The sequence below is a fragment of the Microbacterium sp. EG9 genome (genome assembly GCF_059759475.1).
Window position 1 is genome coordinate 2,745,596 of record NZ_CM186217.1, and the last position, 22,317, is coordinate 2,767,912.

The following is a 22,317-nucleotide window of genomic DNA, read 5'->3' on the forward strand; positions in this document are numbered from 1 at the left end:
GAAACGCCCCCAGCGCACCGGCTCAGCCCTGCACGAACAGATACCCGCGCTCGTCGTCGAAACCGCCGATGACCAGGCCGCGGCTGTAGTGGCCGAGCATCTCGTCGCGCACGCGCAGTCGCCACGCGGCCGCCTCGGTCGGGTCGGTGCGCCGCAGCGCCTCGATGTCATCGGGGATCTGCACCGTCGCCACGACGTCCGCGGCATCCGGCTCGCGCACCGGAGCGGAGGCGAGCGCCCACGCCACCAGCAGGCGGTCGCTGTCGACGCCCTGGCCGCGCTGGTCGAGCTCGGCGCCGTCGTAGGCCGAGCCGTACTGGTCGACGAGGTACTGCACGAACCGCACGCCGATCGTCTTGGCGTTGAAGTGGGCGTTGCGGCGCACGAGCGGGTCGAACGTCCAAGTGACGGTGCCGATGTCGCGGGCGATGGCCCACTGGCGCTGCTGCTGCTTGAGGAGGCGTCCGAACCCGCGGCGCTGGTACTCCGGCAGCACGCCGGTCACGTGTGAGTGCATCGCGTGCTGCTCGGGCGGCGAGAAGAACGCGACGGATGCCCCGACGATGCGATCACCGTCGTAGAGACCCACCACGTAGTTGCCCGAGTACTGCAGCGCCCGCATGAGCGGCGCCGGCAGCGGATCGCGCCCACCCCAGATCTCGACGAGGATGCGATGCGCGGCGAAGATCTCGTCGAGCGTGTCGAGATCGCGGATGCTGAGCGTGGACTCGGATGCGCCGGATGCCATGCCTCCACGGTAGCCGTTCGACGGCGACCGTCGCGGCGGCGATCGGTGGATGCCGCGGCTCAGGCGCCGCGCAGGCGCTCGCCGAGGTAGCCCACGAGCGCGTCGAGGGCGATGCGCTCCTGCGCCATGGTGTCGCGATCGCGCACGGTGACGGCCTGGTCGTCGAGCGAGTCGAAGTCGACCGTCACGCAGAACGGCGTGCCGATCTCGTCCTGCCGGCGGTAGCGCCGACCGATGGCCCCGGCGTCGTCGAAGTCGACGTTCCAGCCCTGCGCGCGCAGGTCGTCGGCCACCTGGCGCGCCAGCGGCGAGAGACGCTCGTTGCGCGAGAGGGGCAGCACGGCGACCTTCACGGGAGCCAGGCGCGGGTCGAGCGCGAGCACCGTGCGGGTGTCGGTGCCGCCCTTGGCGTTGGGCACCTCCTCCTCGCGGTACGCGTCGACCAGGAACGCCATCATCGCGCGGGTGAGACCGAACGAGGGCTCGATGACGTAGGGCGTGTACTTCTCACCCGAGGCCTGGTCGAAGAAGGTGAGCGACTGGCCGGACGCCTCGGAGTGGCTTTTGAGGTCGTAGTCGGTGCGGTTGGCGATACCCATGAGCTCGCCCCACTCCTTGCCCGGGAACCCGAAGCGGTACTCGACGTCGATGGTGCCGGCGGAGTAGTGCGCGCGGTCCTCCTCGGGCACGTCGAACCGCTTCATGTTGGCGGGGTCGACACCGAGGTCGACGAACCAGTTCCAGCAGGCCTCCACCCAGTGCTCGAACCACTGGTGCGCCTCGGCGGGCGGCGTGAAGTACTCGATCTCCATCTGCTCGAACTCGCGCGTGCGGAAGATGAAGTTGCCGGGGGTGATCTCGTTGCGGAAGGCCTTGCCGACCTGGCCCACGCCGAACGGCGGCTTGCGACGCGACGCCGTCAGCACGTTCGAGAAGTTGACGAAGATGCCCTGCGCCGTCTCGGGGCGCAGGAAGTACAGGCCCGACTCGTCGTCGACGACACCCAGGTAGGTCTTGACGAGGCCGGAGAACGCCTTCGGCTCGGTGTACTGGCCCTTGGTGCCGCAGTTGGGGCAGGGGATGTCGGCGAGACCGTTCTCGGCGGGGCGGCCCTTGCGCGCCTCGAAGTCCTCGATGAGGTTGTCGGCGCGGAAGCGCTTGTGGCAGTGGAGGCACTCGACCAGCGGGTCGGTGAACGTGGCGACGTGGCCGGAAGCCTCCCAGACGCGCTTGGGGAGGATGATGCTCGAGTCGAGCCCGACCATGTCGGCGCGGCCGCGCACGAACGTCTGCCACCACTGACGGCGGATGTTCTCCTTGAGCTCCGTGCCGAGGGGGCCGTAGTCCCACGCCGACCGCGATCCGCCGTAGATCTCGCCGGCCTGGAAGACGAAACCGCGATGACGGGCGAGGGCGATGACTTTGTCGAGGCGGGACTGCTCGGCCACAGGTGGCTCCAAATGGTCGTGTCGCGAATGCGAAAAGGGTGTGGATGCCGAGAGCTCCGGCATCCGTCGAGTCTAGTCTTCCGCCGCAGCGGCTTCCCGGCCCACCCGTCCAGACGGCTGCGGGCGCGGCACCGTCATGGATTCGGATCTCGCCGACGGATGCGGATGCCGCGCGCGGCGGCATCCGCATCCGTTCACAACTTCCGATTCTGTTGGTTCGGTCGCTACCGCTTCGGCGTGCGGACGAAGAGCGTCTCGCTCTGCTCGAGGGCCATGCCCTTCGTCTCCGGGATCTTCCAGAGGACGAAGACGAAGGACAGCGCCGCGAAGACCGCATACATGCCGTACGTGAACGGGAGCGAGAACGCCGCGAGCTGCGGGAACGTCCACGAGACGAGGAAGTTGGCGATCCACTGCGCCCCGGCCGCGACGCCGAGCGCCTTCCCGCGGATGCGGCTGGGGAAGATCTCGCCGAGCAGCACCCACACGATCGGGCCCCAGGAGGCGCCGAATCCGACGACGAAAAGGTTCGCCGCCACCAGGGCGATCGGCCCCCACGCCCCGGGCAGCGTGACCTCGCCGTCCACCGTCTGGGCGAACGCGAAGGCGAGCGCCATCGTGCCCAGGGAGAGCGCCATCAGGAGCGAGCCGGTCATCAGGATGGGCTTGCGGCCGATGCGGTCGACCAGGAAGATCGCGATCAGCGTGACGAGCACATTGGTCACGGACGTGAACACGCTGATCAGCAGCGAGTTGCTCTCATCGAAGCCGACGGCCCGCCAGAGCGTCGTGGAGTAGTAGAAGATCACGTTGATGCCGACCAGCTGCTGGAACGCCGACAGGATGATGCCGATCCACACGACGGGCTGAAGGCCGAGTGCCGAACCCCGGAGGGAGGCGGTCCGGTTCTTGCGATCGTCCTCGATGCCGCTGATCAGCTCGTTCATCGTCTTGTCGAGGTCGGCCGCCGGGACGAGACGCTCGAAGATCGCCCGCGCCTCGTCGTTGCGCCCTTTGGCGAGCAGGAAACGCGGAGACTCCGGCATCGTCAGGGAGAGGATGCCGTACACCGCGGCCGGGATGACGCCGATGAGGAACATCCAGCGCCAGGCCTCCAGCCCCCACCAGAGCACGTTGTCGGCGCTGCCGGCGGCGCCGGCGAGCACCGCGTTGCTCAGCAGGGCGGTGAAGATTCCGAGCGTGATCGCGAGCTGCTGCAGCGAGGCGAGGCTGCCGCGCACCTGGCGCGGCGCGACCTCCGCGATGTAGGCGGGGGCGACGACCGAGGCGATGCCGATCCCGATGCCGCCGAGCACGCGCCAGACGATGAGATCGGGGACGCTGAAGGTCAAGGCCGACCCGATCGAGCTGGCGAGGAACATCGCCGAGCCGAGCAGCATGACCCGAAGGCGCCCCCAGCGGTCGGACAGCGCGCCGGCGATGACCGCTCCCAGCGCACAGCCGAGAAGGGCGATGGCGACGACGAATCCGGTGAGGAGCGCGTCCTTCGTGTACGTGGACTCGATGGAGGAGACGGCGCCGTTGATGACGGAGGAGTCGAAGCCGAAGAGGAACCCGCCGACCGCGGCGGCGACCGACAGCGCGGCGGCCCGTCGCCCGTAGGGGCTCCTCATCGAGAACGTTCCGGCGGGGAGGGAGTCGGTCGTGGTCACTCGGAAGACGATAGCTCCGCGCCGCGGGGTGCGGGCGGTCCTCCGCTCCGTCGGCGATCAGCTGAGGAAGGAGATGGACACCGGGTAGGTGTACCACTCGCCCTTGTTCGCCTTCACGGCGGCGATGATCGAGAAGACGATGCGCACGACGTAGACGAGGGGGACGACGAGGAAGCCGATCAGCACGATCATCAGCACGTAGCCGACGACCTCGGCGATGAGCAGGGTGAGCTGGAAGTTGAGCGCGGTCGCGGTGTGCGCGCGCACGAACGGGCCGCGGTCCTTCAGCACGAGGTAGCCGATGAGCGCCGGAAGGAATCCGAAGAGGGCCCCGCCGACGTGCACGAGGGTCGCCCACATCTTCTCGTCGGACGGGTTCATCGGCTGCGGGCCGGGCTGCGGATACGGCGGAGTGGTCATGCGACCAGCGTAGAGGTCTGGACACGCCGGGTCCGAGGGGGTTATCCCGAGATCTGGGCGTTCCTCGGCATCCGGGGGCATCGTTCGATACGGTCGAAGGACATCGGCAACGCAAAGGAAAGTGGGTTCGTAACGTGGAGATTCTTGCCGCTGGGGGAACGCTCGTGATCGTCGGCATCGCCGTGGTCGCCGCGATCGTCCTCCTCATCTTCTTGCTCATCATGGTCCGCGCCTGGTACAAGGTCGCCAAGGCCGACCAGGCCCTGGTCATCGTCGGCAAGAACCAGAAGAACGCCAGCGGCGAGTCGTCGCGCATCTCGGTGATCACCGGGGGCGGCGCCCTCGTCAACCCGCTGACGCAGCGCGCCGAGATGATCTCGTTGCGCGCACGTCAGATCAAGATGGAGCCGACGGCGCAGGCCTCCAACGGCGTGACCGTCAACGTCTCGGGCGTCGCGCTGGTGAAGATCGGTTCGGATCCCGAGTTCGTCCGCCGTGCGGCCGAACGCTTCCTCTCGCAGGACGGCGCGATCGAGCAGTTCACCACCGAGCAGTTGGAGGGCGCGCTGCGCGGCGTCGTCGCGACGCTCACCGTCGAGCAGCTCATGAAGGACCGCCAGAAGCTCTCCGATCAGATCGCCGAGGGCATCAAGAGCGACCTGCTCGCGCAGGGGCTCATCCTCGACTCGTTCCAGATCCAGGGCGTCACCGACAAGAACGGCTACATCGACGCCCTCGGTGCCACCGAGGTCGAGCGCGTCCGCCGCGAAGCCGAAGTCGCCCGCATCAACGCCGCGCGGGAGGTGCGCGCCCGCCAGATCGCGACCGACGAGGCCAACCTCGTCGAGCAGACCGCGTTCGACAAGAACTCCGCCGCGGCGGCCGCCGAGGTCGGTCGGGCTCGCGCCGAGGCCGAGCAGGCCGAGGCCCTCGCGCGGGCCGAGCGCGAGCAGGCGGTGCTGCTGCAGGGTGCCGAGAACAAGCAGGCGCAGCTCGACGCCGACATCAAGAAGGTCGCCGATGCAGACCTCTACCAGCGCCAGCGCGCCGCGGATGCCGCGGCGTACGGCGAGGTGAAGGCCGCCGAGGCGCGTGCGCAGATCGCGGCGCAGGAGGCGGAGGCCACGCGCCTGCGCGCTCAGGCCGAGGCCGACGCGGTGCGCCTCGTCGGCGAGGCGCGGGCGTCCGCGATCGAGGCGGAGGCCGAGGCCCTCTCGAAGAACCAGGAGGCGTTGCTCGCACAGCGCGCCCTCGAGGCGCTCGTGCCGATGATGACGGAGTTCGCGCGCGGCTTCGACAAGGTCGGCTCGATCACGGTGCTCGGCGGCGAGGGCGCCTCCAGCCACATGGCGGCGGAGTCGGCCTCGAGCATGCGGGCGAGCTTCGACGCGATCCAGGCGGCCACCGGCATCGACCTGCGTCAGGTGATCCAGGGGCAGGCGACGGGTCGGGGGATGGCCCAGGGCCTGCGCGAGGAGCAGGCATCGCGCACGGATGCCGCGGCATCCGCCGAGGTCCCCACCCCCTGATCGGAGATGAAGCGAGGCGCGGGCGCCGGTCGTTCAGTGACCGGCGCCGTCGCCCTCGCCGCACCAGGCGGTGACCCACGCCAGCAGCTCCCCCTTGAGGGCAGGGCCGGCGGCGAGGGCGAACTGGCCGGGTTCGCCGTCGACCACGACGTCGACGACGAAGACGGTGCCGCGCTTGTCCTCCTGCACGGCGTGGGGGTCGCAGCGCGCCGGCACGAGCGGCAGCGCGATGATCGTCGGGTCAGGATGGCCGTCGGCGAGATCGATGTCCAGCGCGTACAGGCCTCCCGTGGCGGCGGGAAACGTCAGCAGGTTCGTCTCGCGGATGCCGGTGAGCTCGACGTGGGCGGTGCCGCCGCGCGGGACGATCGACACCGACAGCGTCGCGGGCGCTCCCGGGGTCGACGGGGCGAACGCGGTGAGGTCGACGCCGGCGACCTGGCGCACGTGCTGCTCGACGCAGTCGCGCCGGTGGAGCGCGGCGAGGAACGGGAACAGCTCCGGCGCCGGCGCGCTCGCCCGGCCCGCCCGTCCGTCGATCACGTAGTCGAACGTCACGGTGCTCGCAGCATCCTGCGGGGCGTCGCACACCGCGCCCGGCAACTGCACGCGGACGTCGACCGTCGACCCCGGACCCAACGGAGAGACCCTGTCGACGATGCGCGTGGCGGGCGCCGCGAACCGGGGATCGTCGAGTCGGACCGCACCGACCTCGATCGCGACGTCGCCGTGGTTCTCGATCCGCACCTCGGCCTGCCGGTCGGCGACATCGGACCGCTGCTGGGTGACGACCACCGCGACCCCCGCCGGTGGCGGCCCGGGGCTGACGACCGGCTCCGCGTCGGCGGCGCACCCCGTGAGCAGCGCCGTCGCGATCACGGCCGCGGCGACGGCCGACCGGTGCCGCACGCGGTTCACCGCCGCAGTTCCACCCGCGCGACCGTCGCATCGTCGAGGGCGACGGGATCGATCTCCACGCCGACGCCCGGCGCGGTCGGCACGCGCACGTACCCGTCTTCCAGCACGATCGGGTCGCGCACGATGTCGCGCGCGTAGAAGCGGGAGGATGCCGAGACGTCGCCCGGCAGGGTGAAACCGGGCAGCGCCGCGAGGGCCGCGTTCGCCGCACGGCCGATGCCGGTCTCGAGCATGCCGCCGCACCACACCGGGACGCCCGCCTCGCGACACAGGTCGTGGACGCGGACCGCTTCGAGATAGCCACCGACGCGTCCGGCCTTGATGTTGATGATGGCGGCGGCGCGCAGAGCGAGCGCGTCGCGCGCGGCCTTGGCCGACACGATCGACTCGTCCAGGCAGAGGGGCGTGCGCAGCCGTGCCGCCAGCGCGGCGTGGTCGACGATGTCGTCCTCCTGCAGCGGCTGTTCGATCAGCAGCAGGTCGAACCGGTCGAGCTCGGCGAGGGTGTCGGCATCGGCGAGCGTGTAGGCCGAGTTCGCATCCACCTGCAGCGCGATGGCGCCGAAGGCGTCCCGCACGGCGGCGGTGTCGGCGACGTCGCGGCCGGGCTTGATCTTGATCTTGATCCGTACGTAGCCCTCGTCGAGGTAGCCGGCCACGACATCGACGAGCGCGGCCGGGTCGCGCTGGATGCCGACCGACACCCCGCTCGGCACGCGGTCGACCGTGGCGCCGAGGTACTCGCCCAGCGGGCGCCCCTCGGCGCGGAGGGCCGCATCGAGGACGGCGAGCTCCAGGCCGGCCTTCACCATGCGGTGGCCGACGAAGGGCTCCAGCACGGCCGACACGTCCTCGGGCGAAAGGCCGCCGGAGGCGGAGGACCCGGCATCCAGCAGCGCCGGCACGAGGAAGCGCTGAGCCACGTCCCACGCGCCCTGCGTGTACTCGCTGGAGTACAGCGGCGCCTGCTGGGTGACGATCTCGCCCCACCCGTCGCCGCCGGCCGTGCGGGCGCGCACGACGATCGCCTCCCGCACGGTCTCGGTGCCGAACGACGTCGTGAAGGGCGAGACCAGCGGCAGGTGCACGACGCGCAGCTCGACGGCGTCGAGGCGCACGGGTGCGGTGGGGCGGGCGATCGGCATGCGCTCAGGCTACGCCGCGCGCGGGTGCGCCGGGCTCGTGCTCAGCGGTGGGCGCGCAGCACGGCGAAGCGCGGCGCGATGTAGGTGCTGCGACGCGGCGCCCGGGGCAGCAGGGCTCCGGTGATGGCGGTGATGAAAGTGCGCACGGCATCCGTCCTCTCGAGGTCTTCACTCAAGAGAGGGCGGATGCCGTGGCTTATGACGCGGGTTCGCGAAATCAGTCGTCGACGACGGTGACCGCGACCTCGATGTTGCCGCGCGTGGCGTTCGAGTACGGGCACACCTGGTGGGCGGCGTCGGCGAGCTGCTGCGCGACGGCGAGGTCGACGTCGGGGATGTTGACCTCGAGCGCGACGGCCAGCTGGAATCCACCCTGGCCGTTGGGGCCGATGCCGACGCGCGAGCCCACGCTGGAGCCCTCGATGCTCACCTTCTGGGCGCGAGCGACGCTCTGCAGGGCGCTGTGGAAGCAGGCCGCGTACCCGGCGGCGAACAGGAGCTCCGGGTTCGGGGCCTCACCGGCGCCGCCCATCTCCTTGGGGACGCGCACGTCGAAGTCGAGGATGCCGTCGGTGGTGCGGACGTGTCCGTTGCGGCCGCCGCCGGTGGCGAGGGCTTCTGCGGTGTAGAGGGTGTCCATGGTGGTTCCTTTCGTGGAGGTGGGAGGGCGCGCCGCTCAGGCGGCGGTGCGCAGGTCGGCGGCGAGCGCGCGCATGTTGGCGGTGATGGCGGCGAGCTGTTCGAGCAGCTCGCCGAGGCCGCGGCCGCTGTCGACGAACGCGGGCACGAGGCAGCCGGCAGCCGCCACGACGTCGGCGTGGACCTCGCGCCCGGCGGCGGTCAGCGCGACGCGCACGACGCGTTCGTCGGCCGCGTCACGGCGACGCAGGACCAGACCGCGGTCCTCCAGGCGCCGCAGCAGCGGCGAGAGCGTCCCGGAGTCGAGGCCGAGTTCGTCGCCGAGTCCGCTCACGGTGCGCTCGCCCGCGGCCAGCACGATCAGCGCCAGGTACTGCGGATACGTGAGCTTCCACGGCTTCAGCACTTCGCGATAGGCCTGCGTCGTGGCGTGCGAGGCGGTGTACATCGCGAAGCAGACGAACTCGTCGAGCGTGGCGGGAGCGGACATGAGGAAAGCATTGCACACAATTCAGTTGTGCACAATTTGTCGCGGGAGGCGTGTCAGCGCGACAGCGTGAACCCGTCCGGATCGCCCTCCCGCGGCGGCCGCAGCTGCGGCGGCAGCGGCCACGGCAGGACGATCCCCTCGTGCGGCCGGCTCATGTCGCCGTAGTCGTCGACCTTGACGACGATCCGCGCCGGCGTCACCTCGACGAGCCGGACGCGCACCGGCTGCCCCTCACCGCGCTCGAGCATCCACGGCTCGGCCAGGAACGCGAGACCCCGCCGCTCGAGCGCGTCCTCGGCATCCAGCCAGTCGACGGATGCCGCGACCACCCGCCCCAGCACGTCGATCGCCGTCCAGGCGTCGCCGTCCGGCCGTATCCAGCCGAGACGTTCGCCGTCCTCCCGGCGGTGCACCGTCCAGTCCTCCGGAACGACGCCGCCGACGCTCACGCCGTCACCCCCTCGCGGACGAAGAGGTAGCCGCGGTCGTCGAATCCGGCGACCCTGAAGCCGTCCTCGGTGAGCCCGAGGAACGCCTCCCGCACGCGGTACCGCCAGTCCAGCGCCTCACCGGGCGCCTCGCGTCGCAGCCGTTCGATGTCGGCGGGCACCTCCACGGTGGTGACGATGTCCTGCTCGCGCGGCGGGGCGGCGGGCGCATCCAGATCCCAGACGGCGAAGATGCGGTCGGTCTCGTCGCCGCGGTTCACCCCGTCGTCCATGGCGCCGTAGTGGTCCACGAAGTACGCGCCCACGCGCGCGCCGAGAACGCGCAGGTTGAACGACGCGTTGCGGGCGACGAGCGGATCGAAGGTCCAGGTGATGTGGTGCACGTCGCGCCCGAGCGCCCACTCCCGCTGATGCTGCTTGAGCAGCCGCCCGAGTCCCCGCCCCCGATACACGCCGACGATGCCGGTGATGTGCGAGTGCAGCGACCGGTCGTCGGGAGCGGCGAAGAACCCGACCGACGCGCCGATCATGCGCTCCGCCGCGGGATCGCCCTCCGTCGGGGCGGCATACAGCCCGACGGCGTAGTTGCCCACGTGCGCGAGCGCCCTCAGGAGGTTCGCGGGCATGCCCGTGCGATCGCCGCCCCACACCTCGCTGAGCACGGCGGACGCCGCCGTGATCTGGGCCATGGTCTGCAGGGGTCGGATGCGGAACCCGTCGGGGGTCCGGCTGTCGAGGTCCGCCATGCCGTCACCCTACGCCGGACCCCGACGGAGCCACCGCGCCGACCGGACGATAGCCTGAAACGATGGCTACCGACGACTCCGCGCGCAGACGGCTGGCGCGGATGCCGCCGCAGGGCGCCATCGTCGCCGTGCTGGCGCTGGCCGGCCTCGCCTCGTCGTTCATGTTCACGCTGGTCGTCCCGATCCAGACGCGCCTGCCCGACCTCCTGCACGCCGACCGCGACGACACGGCGTGGGTGGTCACCGCGACGCTCCTCGCGGCCGCCGTCATCACGCCGATCGCGGGGCGTCTGGGCGACATGTACGGCAAGCGCCGCATCGTGCTGGTGCTGCTGGCGACCCTCGTCGTCGGCTCCGTCATCGCGGCGCTGTCGACGGGACTGGTCTGGCTGATCGTCGGCCGCGCCCTGCAGGGGGCCGTGACCGGCGTGATCCCCCTCGGCATCTCGATCCTGCGCGACGTGCTCCACGAAGACCGCGTCGACCCGGCCATCGCCCTCATCAGCGCGACCCTCGGCGTCGGCGGCGCACTCGGACTCCCCGTGAGCGCGCTCGTGACCGAGAACGCCGACTGGCACGCCCTCTTCTGGACGGCCGCCGCCCTCGGCGCGATCGTGTTCGCGCTCGTCCTGCTCGTCGTCCCCGTGAGCGTCCTGCGCACGGCGGGCCGCTTCGACTACGTCGGCGCGCTCGGTCTCGCGGTGGGCCTGCTCGGCATCCTGCTCGCCATCTCGCGCGGCGACGCCTGGGGGTGGGCGTCACCGGCGACCCTCGGCTGCGGCCTCGGCGGTGTGGCCGTCCTCCTCGTCTGGGGGTGGTACGAACTGCGGATCGCCGAGCCGCTGCTCGACCTGCGCGTCGCCGCTCGGCGCCCCGTGCTGCTGACGAACCTCGCGTCGGTCGCGATGGGGTTCTCGCTGTTCTCGTCCAACGTGTCCTACCCGCAGCTGCTCGAGCTGCCCGCACCGACCGGCTTCGGGCTCACGCTGCTGGCGGCGAGCCTGGTGATCATGCCGTCCGGCCTGGTCATGATGATGCTCTCCCCGTTCTCCGGGCGCCTCGCGAGCACGGTCGGGCCGCGACGACTGCTCATCCTCGGCGCGATCGCGCTGATCGCCGCCTACGGCTTCAGCCTGCTGTTCGCGTCGGCCGTCTGGCACATCCTCATCGCGAACCTCCTCATCGGCGTCGGCATCGGGTTCGGCTACGCCGCGATGCCCATGCTCATCATGCGCTCGGTGCCGCAGACCGAGACCGGAGCCTCCAACGGCCTCAACGCCCTCTTCCGCTCGCTGGGGACGAGCTCGGCCGCGGCGGTCGTCGGGGCGGTGCTCGCCGGCATGTCGACGGTGCAGGACGGACGCGCCGTGCCCACGGCATCCGCGTTCCAGGTGTCGTTCTGGCTCGGGCTCGCCGCCGCGGTCATCGCGCTCACGGTCGCGGCCTTCATCCCGCTGCGCCCCGCCGACGAGCACCACCCCGCGTTGCCGGCGGACCACTAGCCTCGCACCATGAGTCCGCGCCAGCCCGTCCTCCCCGCGCCCGCGTCCTCCGGAGACCGCGACACCCGGTTCTTCGGCCAGCCGTGGGCGCTCGCCCACGTGTTCGGTGTGGAGATGTGGGAGCGGTTCAGCTTCTACGGCATGCAGGGCATCCTGCTCATCTACCTGTACTACTCGGTGAGCGAGGGCGGCCTCGGCGTCGATCAGGGCGTGGCCGCCGGCATCGTCGGAGCGTACGGCGGCGCCGTCTACCTCTCCACGATCCTCGGCGCCTGGATCGCCGACCGGATCCTGGGCGCGGAGCGCGTGCTGTTCCTCAGCGCGATCGTCATCATGGCCGGCCACATCGCCCTCGCGCTGCTGCCGGGCTTCGTCGGCGTGGGCGTGGGCCTCGTGCTCGTCGCGATCGGCTCCGGCGGGCTGAAGGCCACCGCGACCAGCGTCGTGGGCACCCTCTACGGCCCGGACGACACCCGCCGTGACGGCGGATTCTCGCTGTTCTACCTCGGCATCAACCTGGGCGCGTTCGCCGGGCCGCTGCTGACGGGCCTCCTCCAGTCCAGCCTCGGCTTCCACTGGGGCTTCGGCCTGGCCGCCGTCGGCATGGCCCTGGGGCTCGTGCAGTACTCGTTCGGCCGCCGTCAGCTGCCCGCCGAGGCACGCGCGGTGCCCAACCCGCTGCCCCGCGAGCGCTACCCGCTGATGATCGGCATCGCGGTCGCCGGCGTCGTCCTCATCGTCGTCCTGGTGCTGCTCGGCGTCATCCGCGCCGACAACCTCGCCCTGATCGTGATCGTCACCGTGATCGGGGCGGCGATCGCCTACTTCGCGGTCATCCTGTCCAGCCGCCGGGTGGATGCCGAGGAGCGCAGCCGCGTGTGGGGGTTCGTGCCGCTGTTCCTCACCTCGGTCGCCTTCTGGTCGCTGTACCAGCAGCAGTTCACGGTGCTGACGGTCTACTCCGACAAGCGGTTGAACCGCGACCTGTTCGGCTGGGAGATGCCGGTGTCGTGGGTGAACTCCATCAACCCGGTGTTCATCATCGTGCTCTCCGGCGTCTTCGCCGCGGTGTGGACGAAGCTCGGCGCGCGCCAACCCGCCACTCCGGTGAAGTTCGGCGTCGCCGCCATCGTGATGGGGGCGGCGTTCCTGCTGTTCCTGCCCTTCGCGGGCGGCGGCGAGAACTCGACGCCGCTGCTGGCCATCGTCGGCATCCTGTTCGTGTTCACCGTGGCGGAGCTGCTGCTCTCGCCGGTGGGCCTGTCGGTGACGACCAAGCTGGCCCCCGAGGCCTTCCACACCCAGATGGTGGCGCTGTTCTTCCTGTCGGTGGCGCTCGGCACCGCGATCGCCGGCCAGCTCGCGACCCTCTACGACCCCGACGACGAGGTGCCCTACTTCTCCGTGCTGGGCCTCATCGCGATCGGCGTGGGCGTTCTGCTGCTGCTCTTCGCGAAGCCGGTCCTCCGGCTCATGCGCGGCGTGCGCTGAGGCGGCATCCGCCCACCGGACGCGGGTGTCACCCGACGTCACACGTCCGCGCGGACGGCGCCGGTCGCCGTATCCTGGCGGTGGCTCGAAAACCGGAAGCCTCCGCCTTGAGCAGCCTGCGCCCCTCGCCGCTGCAAGAGCCTTCTGACACTCGCCCGCCCCGCGGGCCATCGTCCTCAGGAGGAGACCCATGTCCGTCGCCACCACGACCTCCGGCAGCCTGCCCCGCACCGCCGCCCTCATCGAGGCGAACGCCTCGCGCACCCTCGCCGACGACGGCTTCACGCTGCAGTCGACGCCCGCGTTCGAGTCGTTGACCGCCCAGGCCGTCGCGGACGTCGTGGAGCGTCAGCGCGCCGCCGGCATCACCCTCGTCGGCGACGGCGAGTTCGGCAAGGCCATGTCGAACGCGGTCGACTACGGCGCCTGGTGGTCGTACTCCTTCCAGCGGGTGAGCGGCCTGTCGCTCACCGAGGTCAACGCGTTCAACGAGCCGCCGGTGCGCTCCGCGCCCGGCGAGATCCGCCTCACGAGCTTCCTCGACCGCCGCGATCGGCAGCTGTTCCCGGCCGTCTACGCCGAGGCCGTCGAGGCGGGACGCACCGCCACCGCGTTCCCCACGACGACCGGACCGCTCGCGTACCGGGGTCACGATGCCGTGGCATCCGACATCCGTCACCTCACCGGCGCCCTCCGGGACGGCGAGCGCGGCTTCCTCACGGCCATCGCCCCCGGGTCTGCGGCGCGCGTGCGCAACGAGTACTACGCCGGCGACGAGGAGCACATCTTCGCGTGGGCCGACGCCCTGCGCGAGGAGTACCGCGCGATCGTCGACGCCGGGCTCATCCTGCAGCTGGACGACCCGTCGCTCGCCGAGAACTTCGACCAGATCAACCCGGAACCCTCGATCGCCGACTACCAGGCCTTCACGAAGATCCGCATCGACGCGATCAACCACGCCATCGCCGGGCTCCCCAAGGAGCAGGTGCGCCTGCACCTGTGCTGGGGGTCGTGGCACGGGCCGCACACCACCGACATCGAGCTGAAGGACATCCTGCCCGTCGTGCTGCAGGCGAACGTCGGCTCGATCTCGTTCGAGGCCGGCAACGTCCGCCACGAGCACGAGTTCGGTGCGTGGGCGGATGCCGCCGTGCCCGACGACCTGGTGCTCGTGCCCGGCGTCGTCAGCCACGCGACCAACGTCGTGGAGCACCCGGAGCTCGTCGCGCAGCGCATCCGCCGGTTCACCGACATCGTGGGTGCCGACCGCGTCATCGCCTCGACCGACTGCGGGCTCGGCGGACGCCTCCACCCCGACATCGCCTGGGCGAAGCTCGAGACGCTCGGCGAGGGCGCCCGCCGCGCCTGAGGGCACTCCGGCGCGTCCCCCGGGACGTTTCATGCCGGAATATCGGCTGCGCTCCGGCGAGGCGGGACAGAATCGAATCGGAAGCAGGTCGGGTCCGCGTCGACACCGTCGACGGCCCGCGAGTACGGCGCAGCGGGGGGATCAGCACCCTGCGCGATCGCGAGCTTGCGCAGCGACTCCACGTCTCTCGCACACCCGTCCGCGAAGCACTGATGCGCCTGGAGCGGATCGGCCTGGTCGAGATCGAACCCAGCCGTTTCACCCGCGTGACAGCGGTCGATGAGGCAATGGTCCGTCACCACCGCGAGCTCGCCGGCTACATGGCCGGGGTCGCCGCGCACATGGCCATGCCGCGATCGCGTTGACGCGGGTGCGGGGACGCGGACCGTTGCGCCGCGTCGCCACCGAGGTGCAGCATGTCGAGTGCGCCGAGCTGCGCACCGCGATCGTGACGCGCGACGTGGAGCGGGTCGAGCGGCTGATCCGCGTGCTGCACGGCATCCCGTGAGCGCGCACGAGACACGGGCGCCGATCCGGCAGAATCGATCCATGGCTCCCGTGCACGATCCCCACCTTCCCGCCGACCACGCGTGCCTCATCGTGCACGGTAGCGACAAGCCCGGCATCGTCGCGGCCGTATCGGCGATGATCACCCGCATCGGCGGCAACATCGTCGCCTTCGACCAGTTCTCCGACGACCACCGCGGCGGCGCGTACTTCCAGCGGGTCGTGTTCCACCGCCCCGACTTCGCCCTCGAGCGCCCCGCGATCGAGGCGGACATCGCTCAGACCCTCGCGGGCTTCGAGCTGGAGTGGTCGCTGACCGATCAGTCGGTACCCAAGCGCATGGCCATCCTCGCCTCGAAGCAGGACCACTGCCTGCTCGACCTGCTGTGGCGCCACCGCCGCGGCGACCTGCCGGTCACCATCCCCATGGTGATCTCGAACCACACGACGACGGCCGAGGACGTCCGCAGCTTCGGCGTGCCGTTCTTCCACGTGCCGTCGGTCGCGGGCCCCGACAAGTCGGCGGCGGAGGAGGAGATCCTGAAGCTTCTCGTCGGCAACGTCGACTTCGTCGTGCTGGCGCGCTACATGCAGATCCTCTCGCCCAAGTTCCTCGAACGCCTCGGCGTGCCCGTGATCAACATCCACCACTCGTTCCTGCCCGCCTTCATCGGCGCCGAGCCCTACAAGAAGGCCAAGGAGCGCGGCGTCAAGCTCATCGGCGCCACCTCGCATTATGTGACGGGCGATCTCGACGAGGGACCCATCATCGAGCAGGACACCGTGCGGGTCACCCACGCCGAGTCATCGGCGGAGCTCGCTCGGCGCGGTGCGGACGTCGAGCGTCAGGTGCTCTCACGTGCCGTGCTGTGGCACGCCGAGGACCGGGTCATCCGCCACGGCAACCACACGATCGTCTTCTGAGCGGCGGCCCGGCCCGGCGGGCAGGCGACGGCCCCACCCCGGCGACCCGCCCCGCCCACGCCGTGACGATCGTCGGACTTCTGGCTCCAGACGACCCCGGCAGGCCGCCCGCGGCGCCGACGCGCCCGGAATCCCCGACGAACGTCACGGGCCTGAGCGGCGGCCCGGCCCGGCGGGCGTCAGTACACGTACTCCATGAGGTCGAGCCCGAGGGCGCGGAACGCCTCGTGCGCGCGCAGCCGGTGCGCGACCGACAGATCGTCGAAGCACACGATGAGGGCGTAGGCGGCGCCGGCGCGCGGCCCGGCGATGACTCCGGCCTCGGCGCGGATGCCGTCGCCCCGGCCGGTCTTGTTGACGAAGAGCAGACCGTGGCGGTCGTCGTCGTGCGCGAAGGGGTCGAGCGCCGTGCTCGCGGCGACGAGCGCCAGATCCTGGTTGAGGCTCAGCCACTCCGACACCTGTGCGCTCACCGCCGGTGAGACGACCTGGGCGTTCACGAGGCCCGCGAAGAGGGTGACGAGCTCTCCCGTCGAGGCGAGGCCGACGTGCGGGGCGTCGTCGAGGCCGCGCTGATCGCGGAAGCCGTCGATCAGGGCCGTCTTGACGAGACCGATCTGCTCGACGCGCGCACGGACGGCGTCGAGCCCGACGCGCTCGAGCAGGGCGTTCGCGGCGGCCGCGTCCGACGCCGCCGCCGCCAGCACGGCGAGGTCGCGCACCGGCAGGGCGGGCGCCGCCAGCCGGTGCCAGAGGCCGCCGACCGTGACCGGCGGCACCGACGTGCGCTCGATGATCTCGAGGGGATCGAGCGTGCCGGCATCCATCTGCGCGGCCACCTCGATGAGCAGCGGCACGACGCCGATGCCCGCCACGGGGAGCACGAGGTGGGCGTCGCCGGCGAGCACCGTCTCGCCCGAGTCGAGGTCGGTCACGCACACCGAGACCTGCGCACCGGCGGCCGCCACGGCGTCGAGCGCGGCGAGCGCCGTCGAGAACGATCGCGTCCGCCCGCCGGATCGCCGCGGCGAGCGGCGGGATGCGGGGCGCTCCCCCCGCCGCGGCGATGCGGTGGTCACCAGATCGTGACGCGCTGGTCGGCGTCCAGCCACAGCGCGTCGGTCTCGGCGACGTCGAACGCCCGGTAGAACTCGTCGACGTTGCGGACGATCTGGTTGCAGCGGAACTCGTTGGGCGAGTGCGGGTCGATCGTCAGCAGACGGATCGTCTCGGCGTCGCGCCCCTTCTGCTGCCAGATCTGCGCCCAGCTCAGCAGCAGCCGCTGGATGCCGGTGAAGCCGTCGATCACCGGCCCGTCGGCGCTGTCGTCCGTGACGTCGGCGCCGCTGTCCAGCCCCAGGGAGAGCCGGTACGCCTTGATGGCGATGCCGAGCCCGCCGAGATCGCCGATGTTCTCGCCGATCGTGAGCGCCCCGTTGACGTGGTGCTCGGCGGCGAGACCCTGCGGCACGAGCTCGTCGTACTGGGCGATCAGGGCCGCCGTGCGCTGCTGGAACGCCGCGCGATCCTCGTCGGTCCACCAGTCGCGGAGGGCGCCGGTGCCGTCGAAGGCCGACCCCTGGTCGTCGAAGCCGTGGCCGATCTCGTGGCCGATCACGGCGCCGATGCCGCCGTAGTTGGCCGCGGCATCCCGATCGAGCTCGAAGAACGGGTACTGCAGGATCGCCGCGGGGAAGACGATCTCGTTCATCAGCGGGTTGTAGTACGCGTTGACCGTCTGCGGGGTCATGTACCACTCGTCGCGGTCGATGGGTGCTCCGAGCTTGGCGATCTGCCGCTCGTGCTCCCACGCGTTGGTGCGGCGGACGTTGCCGATGAGGTCGGCGGCGTCGACCTCCAGAGCGGTGTAGTCCTTCCACTTCTGCGGGTAGCCCACCTTGGGCGTGAAGGCGGCGAGCTTCTCCAGCGCACGGTCGCGGGTCTCGGGCGTCATCCACTCCAGCGTCGCGATCGACGCGCGATAGGCCTCGATGAGGTTCGCCACCAGCTCGTCCATCGCCTCCTTGGCCGCCGGCGGGAAGTGGCGATCGACGTACACCTTGCCGACCGCTTCGCCCATGGCCGCCTCGACGAAGCCGACACCGCGCTTCCAGCGTTCGCGGTTGACCGGGACGCCGGTGAGCTCGGTGCCGTAGAAGGCGAAGTTGGCCTCGACGAACGCATCGGACAGGAACGCCGCCGACGCGCGCACGACGTGCAGTCGCAGCCAGGCCTTCCAGTCGTCGAGGCGGTCCTCGACCAGCAGGCCGCCGAGGCCGGAGAAGTAGCTCGGCTCATTCACGTTGATCTCGGCGAACCCGTCGCGGCGCCCCGGCGCGACGGCGTCGAGCCAGGGATCGAGGTCGACGCCGACGAGCCCCTGCACCTCATCCCAGGTCATGAGGTTGTAGGTGGCGACCGCGTCGCGCGTGCGCACGTTGTCCCAGTGGTGCGTCGCCAGCTCGGTCTCGAGCGCGAGCACCCGGTCGGCCTGGCGCCCGGCATCCTCGCCCGCGGCGTCGACGCCGGCGAGCGCGAGCATCGTCTGCACGTAGTCGCGGAACGCGACACGGGTCTTGTCGAAGTTCTCCAGCCGGTAGTAGCTCTCATCGGGCAGCGAGAGCCCGGACTGGACGAAGAAGGAGACGTAGCGCTCGGGGTTGCCCGGGTCGGGCTCGATGTACACGCCGATCATGCCGCCGACGCCCTCGCGCTCGAGCTCGCCGACCGTGCGCAGCAGCGCGGGGACGGAGTCGATCGCGTCGACCCGGGCGAGCTGGTCGCGCAGGGGCTCGGCGCCGCGCTGCTCGATCCGCTCCGTGTCCATGAAGCTCGTGAACAGGTCGCCGATCTTGCGCGTCTCGGTCCCCGGCTCCGCCGCCGTCGACTCCTCGATGATCGCGCGGACGTCCTTCTCGGCCTGCTCCGCGATGAGGTGGAACGAGCCCCACCGCGCCTTGTCGTCGGGGATCTCGGTGCGTTCCAACCAGGCTCCGTTGACGTGGCGGAAGAGGTCGTCCTGAGGACGGATGCCGGGGCTCAACGCGGACAGCTCGATACCCGAGCGCAGGGAGGGATCGGTCATGCCGTACAGGATACGCGCCGGTTCTGACCGCGCGATCCGTGTTCACCCGTCGTTCGTCGTACATCCGTCGGGCACCGGCTCGCTCTCGAACCGGGCCCGCGTCCACGCCAGCAGATCGGCGGTCGTCGGGGCGTAGCCCTCCATGATCTGGGCGTGCTCGTACCCGTCGTAGCGGCGGTAGTCGACGCGCTGGCCGGCGTCGCACATGCGCGCGACGGCGTCGTCCTGCGCCCCCACCGAGATGATCGTGTCGGCGCGCCCCTGACCGACGAACACGGGGGGACCGATGAGCGCGGGGGCGGTGCTCTGGCGCAGCCGGGCGCCGAGCGGACCCGTCGTGGGGTCGTCCGCGAAGATGTCGCGGTCTTCGCTGAGTCCGACGACCGCCAGCACCGACAGCGCCATCGTGGGCTCGTTCAGGCAGCGTTGCGACATGGCCCGGACGACCGTCTGCGCGCCCGGGCGGATGTACCGGTCGTAGGTCACCTCGGGATCGATCGCCTCATAGGCGGCGAAGGCGTAGGAGGCGAAGATCGTCCCGCCCGCCACCTGCGAGACGTCGCGCACGAGCCGCAGCGGATCGACGGCGGGAGCGAGGGCCGCCACGCCGCGCACCCACAGGCCGGGGGCGTAGGAGCGGGCCAGCGCCCCCGACCAGAGCGCGGCACCGCCGCCCTGGGAGTGACCCCAGATCACGGTGTTGCGGCTGAGGTGCGCGTCCTCGAGCTCCCACGCGGCGCGCACGGCGTCGAGCGACGCCCACGCGCTCGCCTCGCCGAACAGGTACGGATGCGGCCCCGTGGTGCCCAGTCCGCTGTAGTCGGTCGCGACCATCGCCCACCCCTCGGCGACGACTTTGCGCGGGTAGTACATCGCGCCGACCCAGAACGGGCGCTGCTGCAGGGTGGGAGCGCAGTGCTGGGCGAACCCCGTCGTGCCGTGGTTCCACTGCACGACGGGCCAGCGCGTGCCCTCCGCGCCGTCGCGCGGCACCATGACCATCCCGCTCGCGACGCGGAGCCGTCCGTCGACGCCGGTCGTCGTGTAGAGGATGCGCCAGGCCCGCGCCTTCGCGGGGACCTCGTTCGTGAACTCCTCCGCACGGATCAGCCGGCCCGGCTCGGACGGAACGTCGCGCGGAGCGGCGTAGAACTCGTCGACGACCGTGGAGCCGTCGCGCAGCGGCGTCGTCACGATGGCGACGGTCACCGCGAGGGCCACGGAGCCGAGGGCCATGGCGGTGCGCCCCCAGCGGCGCTGCGGCGCGGGGCGCCGGGGGTCACGGCGCTCGTCTCGGCGCCGGCGGAGCGCCGCCCACAGGTCGACGCTGCCGCGGATGATGAGCGAGGCCCCGAACACGACGGCGACGACGAGCAGCGTGATGTCGGGCCAGACGAGCGCCAGGACGCCGAAGATCAGGCCGGTCGCGCCGAAGGCGGCATCCGAGATCCGCTCATCCCAGCCGCGGCCCGCCCGGAACGCGGACAGCACCCCGATCCCGCCGTTGACGAGCAGCAGGATGCCGGTGATGTCGGCGACCGCCCGCACCGTGAGCCCGGGCCACACGAGCACGAACAGCCCGAGGGCGAACCAGCCGATCGCGACCGGCCACCGCCACCAGCGGCCGCCGCGCTCCTCGGCGCGGCCGTTCGCCTCCAGCACGCCGGTGAGCACCATGCCGCCGCCGAGGAGGAGGGCCAGCACGTCGAGCGCGGTCGTCGGGCGCCAGACGATCACGGCGCCCAGCGCCACGGTCGCGATCGCGAGCGCGATCCGCAGCCCTTCCGGCATCCGCGCGTGCAGCCGCCACAGCGGGAGGTCCTGCAGGATGCCGTGCCGCGCCATCGGTCCAGGCTAGAGGAGTCGCGCTCGCGCTCCGGACGGGGTCGGCACCGGCCCCTAGGCTCGGAGTATGGCCGCCCCCACCCTCAACCGCGAGATCCTGCGGCTGGCGGTTCCGGCCCTGGGCGCGCTCGTCGCCGAACCGCTCTTCCTCATCGTCGACGCGGCCCTGGTCGGCCACCTCGGGGTCGTGCCGCTGGCCGGTCTCGGCATCGCCTCGGCGGTGCTGCAGACGATCGTCGGCCTCATGGTGTTCCTCGCCTACTCGACGACACCCGCCGTCGCGCGGCGATTCGGCGCCGGCGACCAGACCAACGCCGTCCGCGCCGGCATCGACGGCCTCTGGCTCGCGCTCGGCCTGGGCGCCGTGCTCGCCGTCGCCGGATCGCTGCTGACCCCCTGGCTCGTCTCGCTGTTCGGCGCGGGCGCCGACGTCGCCGCGCAGGCCGTGATCTACCTGCAGCTGTCGATGTGGGGCCTGCCGGCGATGCTCATCGTGTTCGCCGCGACGGGACTGCTGCGCGGCATGCAGAACACCGTGACGCCGCTGTGGATCGCCGGGCTCGGGTTCGGCTTGAACGCACTGCTCAACGCCGTCTTCATCTACGGGTTCGGGTGGGGCATCGCCGGCTCCGCGGCGGGCACCGTGGCCGCGCAGTGGGCCATGGTCGGCGCGTACGCCGTCGTCGTGGGCCGGCTGGCCCAGCGCCACGCGGCATCCCTGCGCCCCCAGCGCGACGGACTGCGCGGATCGGCGCGGGCGGGCGGCTGGCTGTTCCTGCGCACCGTCTCGCTGCGCGCCGCGTTCCTGGCCACGGTGTTCGCAGCGACGGCCCTCGGCACCGACGAACTGGCCGGCTGGCAGGTCGCCTTCACGATCTTCTCCACCGCCGCCTTCGCGCTCGACGCGCTCGCGATCGCGGCGCAGGCCCTCATCGGGCGCGGGCTCGGGGCGGGAGACGAGACGTTCGTGCGCCGCGTCCTCGGCCGCACCGTGGCGTGGGGCGTGTGGTTCGGCGTGCTCGTGGGCGGCGCCATCGGCGCCCTGTCGGGGGTGATCGGTCTCGTCTTCACCGGCTCGCCCGACGTCGCCGCGCTGGTGCAGCCGGCACTCGTGGCGCTGGCGGTCGCGCAGCCCGTCTGCGGCGTCGTCTTCGTCCTCGACGGCGTGCTCATGGGTGCGGGCGACGTGCGCTACCTGGCGCTGGCCGGAGCGGTGAACCTCGTCCCCTACATCCCCGCGCTCGCGGTGCTGTGGATCCTGCATCCCACGGGCGCCTCGGGCCTGATGTGGCTCGCGATCTGCTTCTTCGGCGTGTACATGCTGGCGCGGCTGGCGACCCTCGGCTGGCGGGTGCGGCGGCCGGAATGGACCACCGCGGGCGCCTGAGC

21 protein-coding genes and 1 pseudogene are annotated in these 22,317 nt (G+C 71.3%); 9 read left to right on the top strand and 13 right to left on the bottom strand.

The genetic code is table 11. From position 1 onward, the window contains the following. Nucleotides 1–22: 22 nt before the first annotated feature. From AC6CQV_RS12875 to AC6CQV_RS12890, 4 genes are all read right to left on the bottom strand, one after another. Nucleotides 23–748: a GNAT family N-acetyltransferase gene (locus AC6CQV_RS12875; RefSeq protein ID WP_060959664.1), complete on the bottom strand. Its 726-nt coding sequence runs from the start codon at nucleotides 746–748 to the stop codon at nucleotides 23–25. Nucleotides 749–807: 59 nt separating this feature from the next. Further along, nucleotides 808–2,196, bottom strand: a complete 1,389-nt coding sequence (locus AC6CQV_RS12880; protein ID WP_498259675.1) for a glycine--tRNA ligase — start codon at nucleotides 2,194–2,196, stop codon at nucleotides 808–810. Nucleotides 2,197–2,420: 224 nt separating this feature from the next. Next, a complete protein-coding gene (locus AC6CQV_RS12885; RefSeq protein ID WP_498260699.1) occupies nucleotides 2,421–3,830 on the bottom strand; it encodes a sugar porter family MFS transporter in 1,410 nt (469 codons plus the stop codon). A 96-nt stretch (nucleotides 3,831–3,926) separates the two neighbouring features. Then, nucleotides 3,927–4,289 (bottom strand): DUF4870 domain-containing protein, encoded by a 363-nt coding sequence (locus AC6CQV_RS12890; RefSeq protein ID WP_498259676.1) that lies wholly within the window; start codon nucleotides 4,287–4,289, stop codon nucleotides 3,927–3,929. A 164-nt stretch (nucleotides 4,290–4,453) separates the two neighbouring features. On the opposite strand from AC6CQV_RS12890, the gene AC6CQV_RS12895 reads away from it, so the two are divergent. Continuing rightward, entirely contained in the window at nucleotides 4,454–5,818 is a 1,365-nt protein-coding gene (locus AC6CQV_RS12895) for an SPFH domain-containing protein (RefSeq protein ID WP_101305398.1), read from the top strand. A 33-nt stretch (nucleotides 5,819–5,851) separates the two neighbouring features. Here AC6CQV_RS12895 and AC6CQV_RS12900 read toward each other — a convergent pair whose 3' ends face one another. The 6 genes from AC6CQV_RS12900 to AC6CQV_RS12925 form a co-directional block, all read right to left on the bottom strand. After that, nucleotides 5,852–6,736 carry a hypothetical protein gene (locus AC6CQV_RS12900; RefSeq protein ID WP_498259677.1) on the bottom strand — a complete coding sequence of 295 codons (885 nt, stop codon included), beginning with the start codon at nucleotides 6,734–6,736 and terminating at the stop codon, nucleotides 5,852–5,854. Next, complete coding sequence (menC, locus tag AC6CQV_RS12905) at nucleotides 6,733–7,881, bottom strand: o-succinylbenzoate synthase (protein ID WP_498259678.1); 1,149 nt, start codon at nucleotides 7,879–7,881, stop codon at nucleotides 6,733–6,735. The genes AC6CQV_RS12900 and menC overlap by 4 nt, the downstream gene beginning before the upstream one ends. A gap of 217 nt (nucleotides 7,882–8,098) precedes the next feature. Continuing rightward, nucleotides 8,099–8,521 carry an organic hydroperoxide resistance protein gene (locus AC6CQV_RS12910; RefSeq protein WP_060959673.1) on the bottom strand — a complete coding sequence of 141 codons (423 nt, stop codon included), beginning with the start codon at nucleotides 8,519–8,521 and terminating at the stop codon, nucleotides 8,099–8,101. A 36-nt stretch (nucleotides 8,522–8,557) separates the two neighbouring features. Further along, on the bottom strand, nucleotides 8,558–9,010 hold the full coding sequence (locus AC6CQV_RS12915) for a MarR family winged helix-turn-helix transcriptional regulator (protein WP_061782214.1): 453 nt from the start codon (nucleotides 9,008–9,010) through the stop codon (nucleotides 8,558–8,560). Nucleotides 9,011–9,063: 53 nt separating this feature from the next. Then, a complete protein-coding gene (locus AC6CQV_RS12920; RefSeq protein ID WP_101305396.1) occupies nucleotides 9,064–9,459 on the bottom strand; it encodes a hypothetical protein in 396 nt (131 codons plus the stop codon). Further along, nucleotides 9,456–10,205, bottom strand: a complete 750-nt coding sequence (locus tag AC6CQV_RS12925; protein WP_498259679.1) for a GNAT family N-acetyltransferase — start codon at nucleotides 10,203–10,205, stop codon at nucleotides 9,456–9,458. Before AC6CQV_RS12925 ends, AC6CQV_RS12920 begins: the two co-directional genes overlap by 4 nt. Nucleotides 10,206–10,306: 101 nt before the next feature. Here AC6CQV_RS12925 and AC6CQV_RS12930 point away from each other — a divergent pair, with 101 nt between their 5' ends. The 7 genes and pseudogenes from AC6CQV_RS12930 to purU all read left to right on the top strand — a co-directional run bounded on the left by AC6CQV_RS12930 (nucleotide 10,307) and on the right by purU (nucleotide 15,998). Next, nucleotides 10,307–11,707 carry an MFS transporter gene (locus AC6CQV_RS12930; RefSeq protein ID WP_498260700.1) on the top strand — a complete coding sequence of 467 codons (1,401 nt, stop codon included), beginning with the start codon at nucleotides 10,307–10,309 and terminating at the stop codon, nucleotides 11,705–11,707. Nucleotides 11,708–11,716: 9 nt separating this feature from the next. After that, entirely contained in the window at nucleotides 11,717–13,198 is a 1,482-nt protein-coding gene (locus tag AC6CQV_RS12935; protein ID WP_060959677.1) for a peptide MFS transporter, read from the top strand. Nucleotides 13,199–13,388: 190 nt separating this feature from the next. Continuing rightward, on the top strand, nucleotides 13,389–14,567 hold the full coding sequence (locus AC6CQV_RS12940) for a cobalamin-independent methionine synthase II family protein (RefSeq protein ID WP_101305395.1): 1,179 nt from the start codon (nucleotides 13,389–13,391) through the stop codon (nucleotides 14,565–14,567). Between the two features lie 149 nt (nucleotides 14,568–14,716). Then, nucleotides 14,717–14,779 (top strand): annotated as a pseudogene (locus tag AC6CQV_RS12945) (GntR family transcriptional regulator); the annotation flags it as partial. Then, the gene (locus tag AC6CQV_RS12950; protein ID WP_498260712.1) at nucleotides 14,780–14,932 is read left to right on the top strand and encodes a hypothetical protein; all 153 of its coding nucleotides are present in this window, start codon (nucleotides 14,780–14,782) and stop codon (nucleotides 14,930–14,932) included. A 5-nt stretch (nucleotides 14,933–14,937) separates the two neighbouring features. Continuing rightward, nucleotides 14,938–15,075, top strand: a complete 138-nt coding sequence (locus AC6CQV_RS12955) for a hypothetical protein (protein WP_498259680.1) — start codon at nucleotides 14,938–14,940, stop codon at nucleotides 15,073–15,075. Between the two features lie 41 nt (nucleotides 15,076–15,116). Next, complete coding sequence (gene purU / locus AC6CQV_RS12960) at nucleotides 15,117–15,998, top strand: formyltetrahydrofolate deformylase (protein ID WP_498259681.1); 882 nt, start codon at nucleotides 15,117–15,119, stop codon at nucleotides 15,996–15,998. Nucleotides 15,999–16,177: 179 nt separating this feature from the next. Here the strand turns inward: purU and AC6CQV_RS12965 are convergent, their stop codons facing one another. From AC6CQV_RS12965 to AC6CQV_RS12975, 3 genes are read right to left on the bottom strand one after another with little or no spacing between them, the layout of a single operon-like run. Continuing rightward, the gene (locus tag AC6CQV_RS12965) at nucleotides 16,178–17,077 is read right to left on the bottom strand and encodes a serine hydrolase (RefSeq protein WP_061782208.1); all 900 of its coding nucleotides are present in this window, start codon (nucleotides 17,075–17,077) and stop codon (nucleotides 16,178–16,180) included. Next, complete coding sequence (locus AC6CQV_RS12970; protein ID WP_498259682.1) at nucleotides 17,074–19,083, bottom strand: M13 family metallopeptidase; 2,010 nt, start codon at nucleotides 19,081–19,083, stop codon at nucleotides 17,074–17,076. Before AC6CQV_RS12970 ends, AC6CQV_RS12965 begins: the two co-directional genes overlap by 4 nt. 42 nt (nucleotides 19,084–19,125) lie before the next feature. After that, nucleotides 19,126–20,928, bottom strand: coding sequence for a lipase family protein (locus tag AC6CQV_RS12975; protein ID WP_498259683.1), 1,803 nt, complete (start codon nucleotides 20,926–20,928; stop codon nucleotides 19,126–19,128). A 67-nt stretch (nucleotides 20,929–20,995) separates the two neighbouring features. On the opposite strand from AC6CQV_RS12975, the gene AC6CQV_RS12980 reads away from it, so the two are divergent. Beyond that, nucleotides 20,996–22,315: an MATE family efflux transporter gene (locus AC6CQV_RS12980; RefSeq protein ID WP_191009432.1), complete on the top strand. Its 1,320-nt coding sequence runs from the start codon at nucleotides 20,996–20,998 to the stop codon at nucleotides 22,313–22,315. The last annotated feature ends 2 nt before the right edge of the window (nucleotides 22,316–22,317 follow it).

What these genes read in the sequence shown, in the direction of transcription:
- AC6CQV_RS12875 (WP_060959664.1), bottom strand. Translation starts at nt 748, where the DNA reads ATGGCATCCGGCGCATCCGAGTCCACGCTCAGCATCCGCGATCTCGAC.
- AC6CQV_RS12885 (WP_498260699.1), bottom strand. Translation starts at nt 3,830, where the DNA reads ATGAGGAGCCCCTACGGGCGACGGGCCGCCGCGCTGTCGGTCGCCGCC.
- AC6CQV_RS12890 (WP_498259676.1), bottom strand. Translation starts at nt 4,289, where the DNA reads ATGACCACTCCGCCGTATCCGCAGCCCGGCCCGCAGCCGATGAACCCG.
- menC (WP_498259678.1), bottom strand. Translation starts at nt 7,881, where the DNA reads ATGCCGATCGCCCGCCCCACCGCACCCGTGCGCCTCGACGCCGTCGAG.
- AC6CQV_RS12910 (WP_060959673.1), bottom strand. Translation starts at nt 8,521, where the DNA reads ATGGACACCCTCTACACCGCAGAAGCCCTCGCCACCGGCGGCGGCCGC.
- AC6CQV_RS12915 (WP_061782214.1), bottom strand. Translation starts at nt 9,010, where the DNA reads ATGTCCGCTCCCGCCACGCTCGACGAGTTCGTCTGCTTCGCGATGTAC.
- AC6CQV_RS12925 (WP_498259679.1), bottom strand. Translation starts at nt 10,205, where the DNA reads ATGGCGGACCTCGACAGCCGGACCCCCGACGGGTTCCGCATCCGACCC.
- AC6CQV_RS12930 (WP_498260700.1), top strand. Translation starts at nt 10,307, where the DNA reads ATGCCGCCGCAGGGCGCCATCGTCGCCGTGCTGGCGCTGGCCGGCCTC.
- AC6CQV_RS12935 (WP_060959677.1), top strand. Translation starts at nt 11,717, where the DNA reads ATGAGTCCGCGCCAGCCCGTCCTCCCCGCGCCCGCGTCCTCCGGAGAC.
- AC6CQV_RS12940 (WP_101305395.1), top strand. Translation starts at nt 13,389, where the DNA reads ATGTCCGTCGCCACCACGACCTCCGGCAGCCTGCCCCGCACCGCCGCC.
- AC6CQV_RS12950 (WP_498260712.1), top strand. Translation starts at nt 14,780, where the DNA reads ATGCGCCTGGAGCGGATCGGCCTGGTCGAGATCGAACCCAGCCGTTTC.
- purU (WP_498259681.1), top strand. Translation starts at nt 15,117, where the DNA reads ATGGCTCCCGTGCACGATCCCCACCTTCCCGCCGACCACGCGTGCCTC.
- AC6CQV_RS12970 (WP_498259682.1), bottom strand. Translation starts at nt 19,083, where the DNA reads ATGACCGATCCCTCCCTGCGCTCGGGTATCGAGCTGTCCGCGTTGAGC.
- AC6CQV_RS12975 (WP_498259683.1), bottom strand. Translation starts at nt 20,928, where the DNA reads ATGGCGCGGCACGGCATCCTGCAGGACCTCCCGCTGTGGCGGCTGCAC.
- AC6CQV_RS12980 (WP_191009432.1), top strand. Translation starts at nt 20,996, where the DNA reads ATGGCCGCCCCCACCCTCAACCGCGAGATCCTGCGGCTGGCGGTTCCG.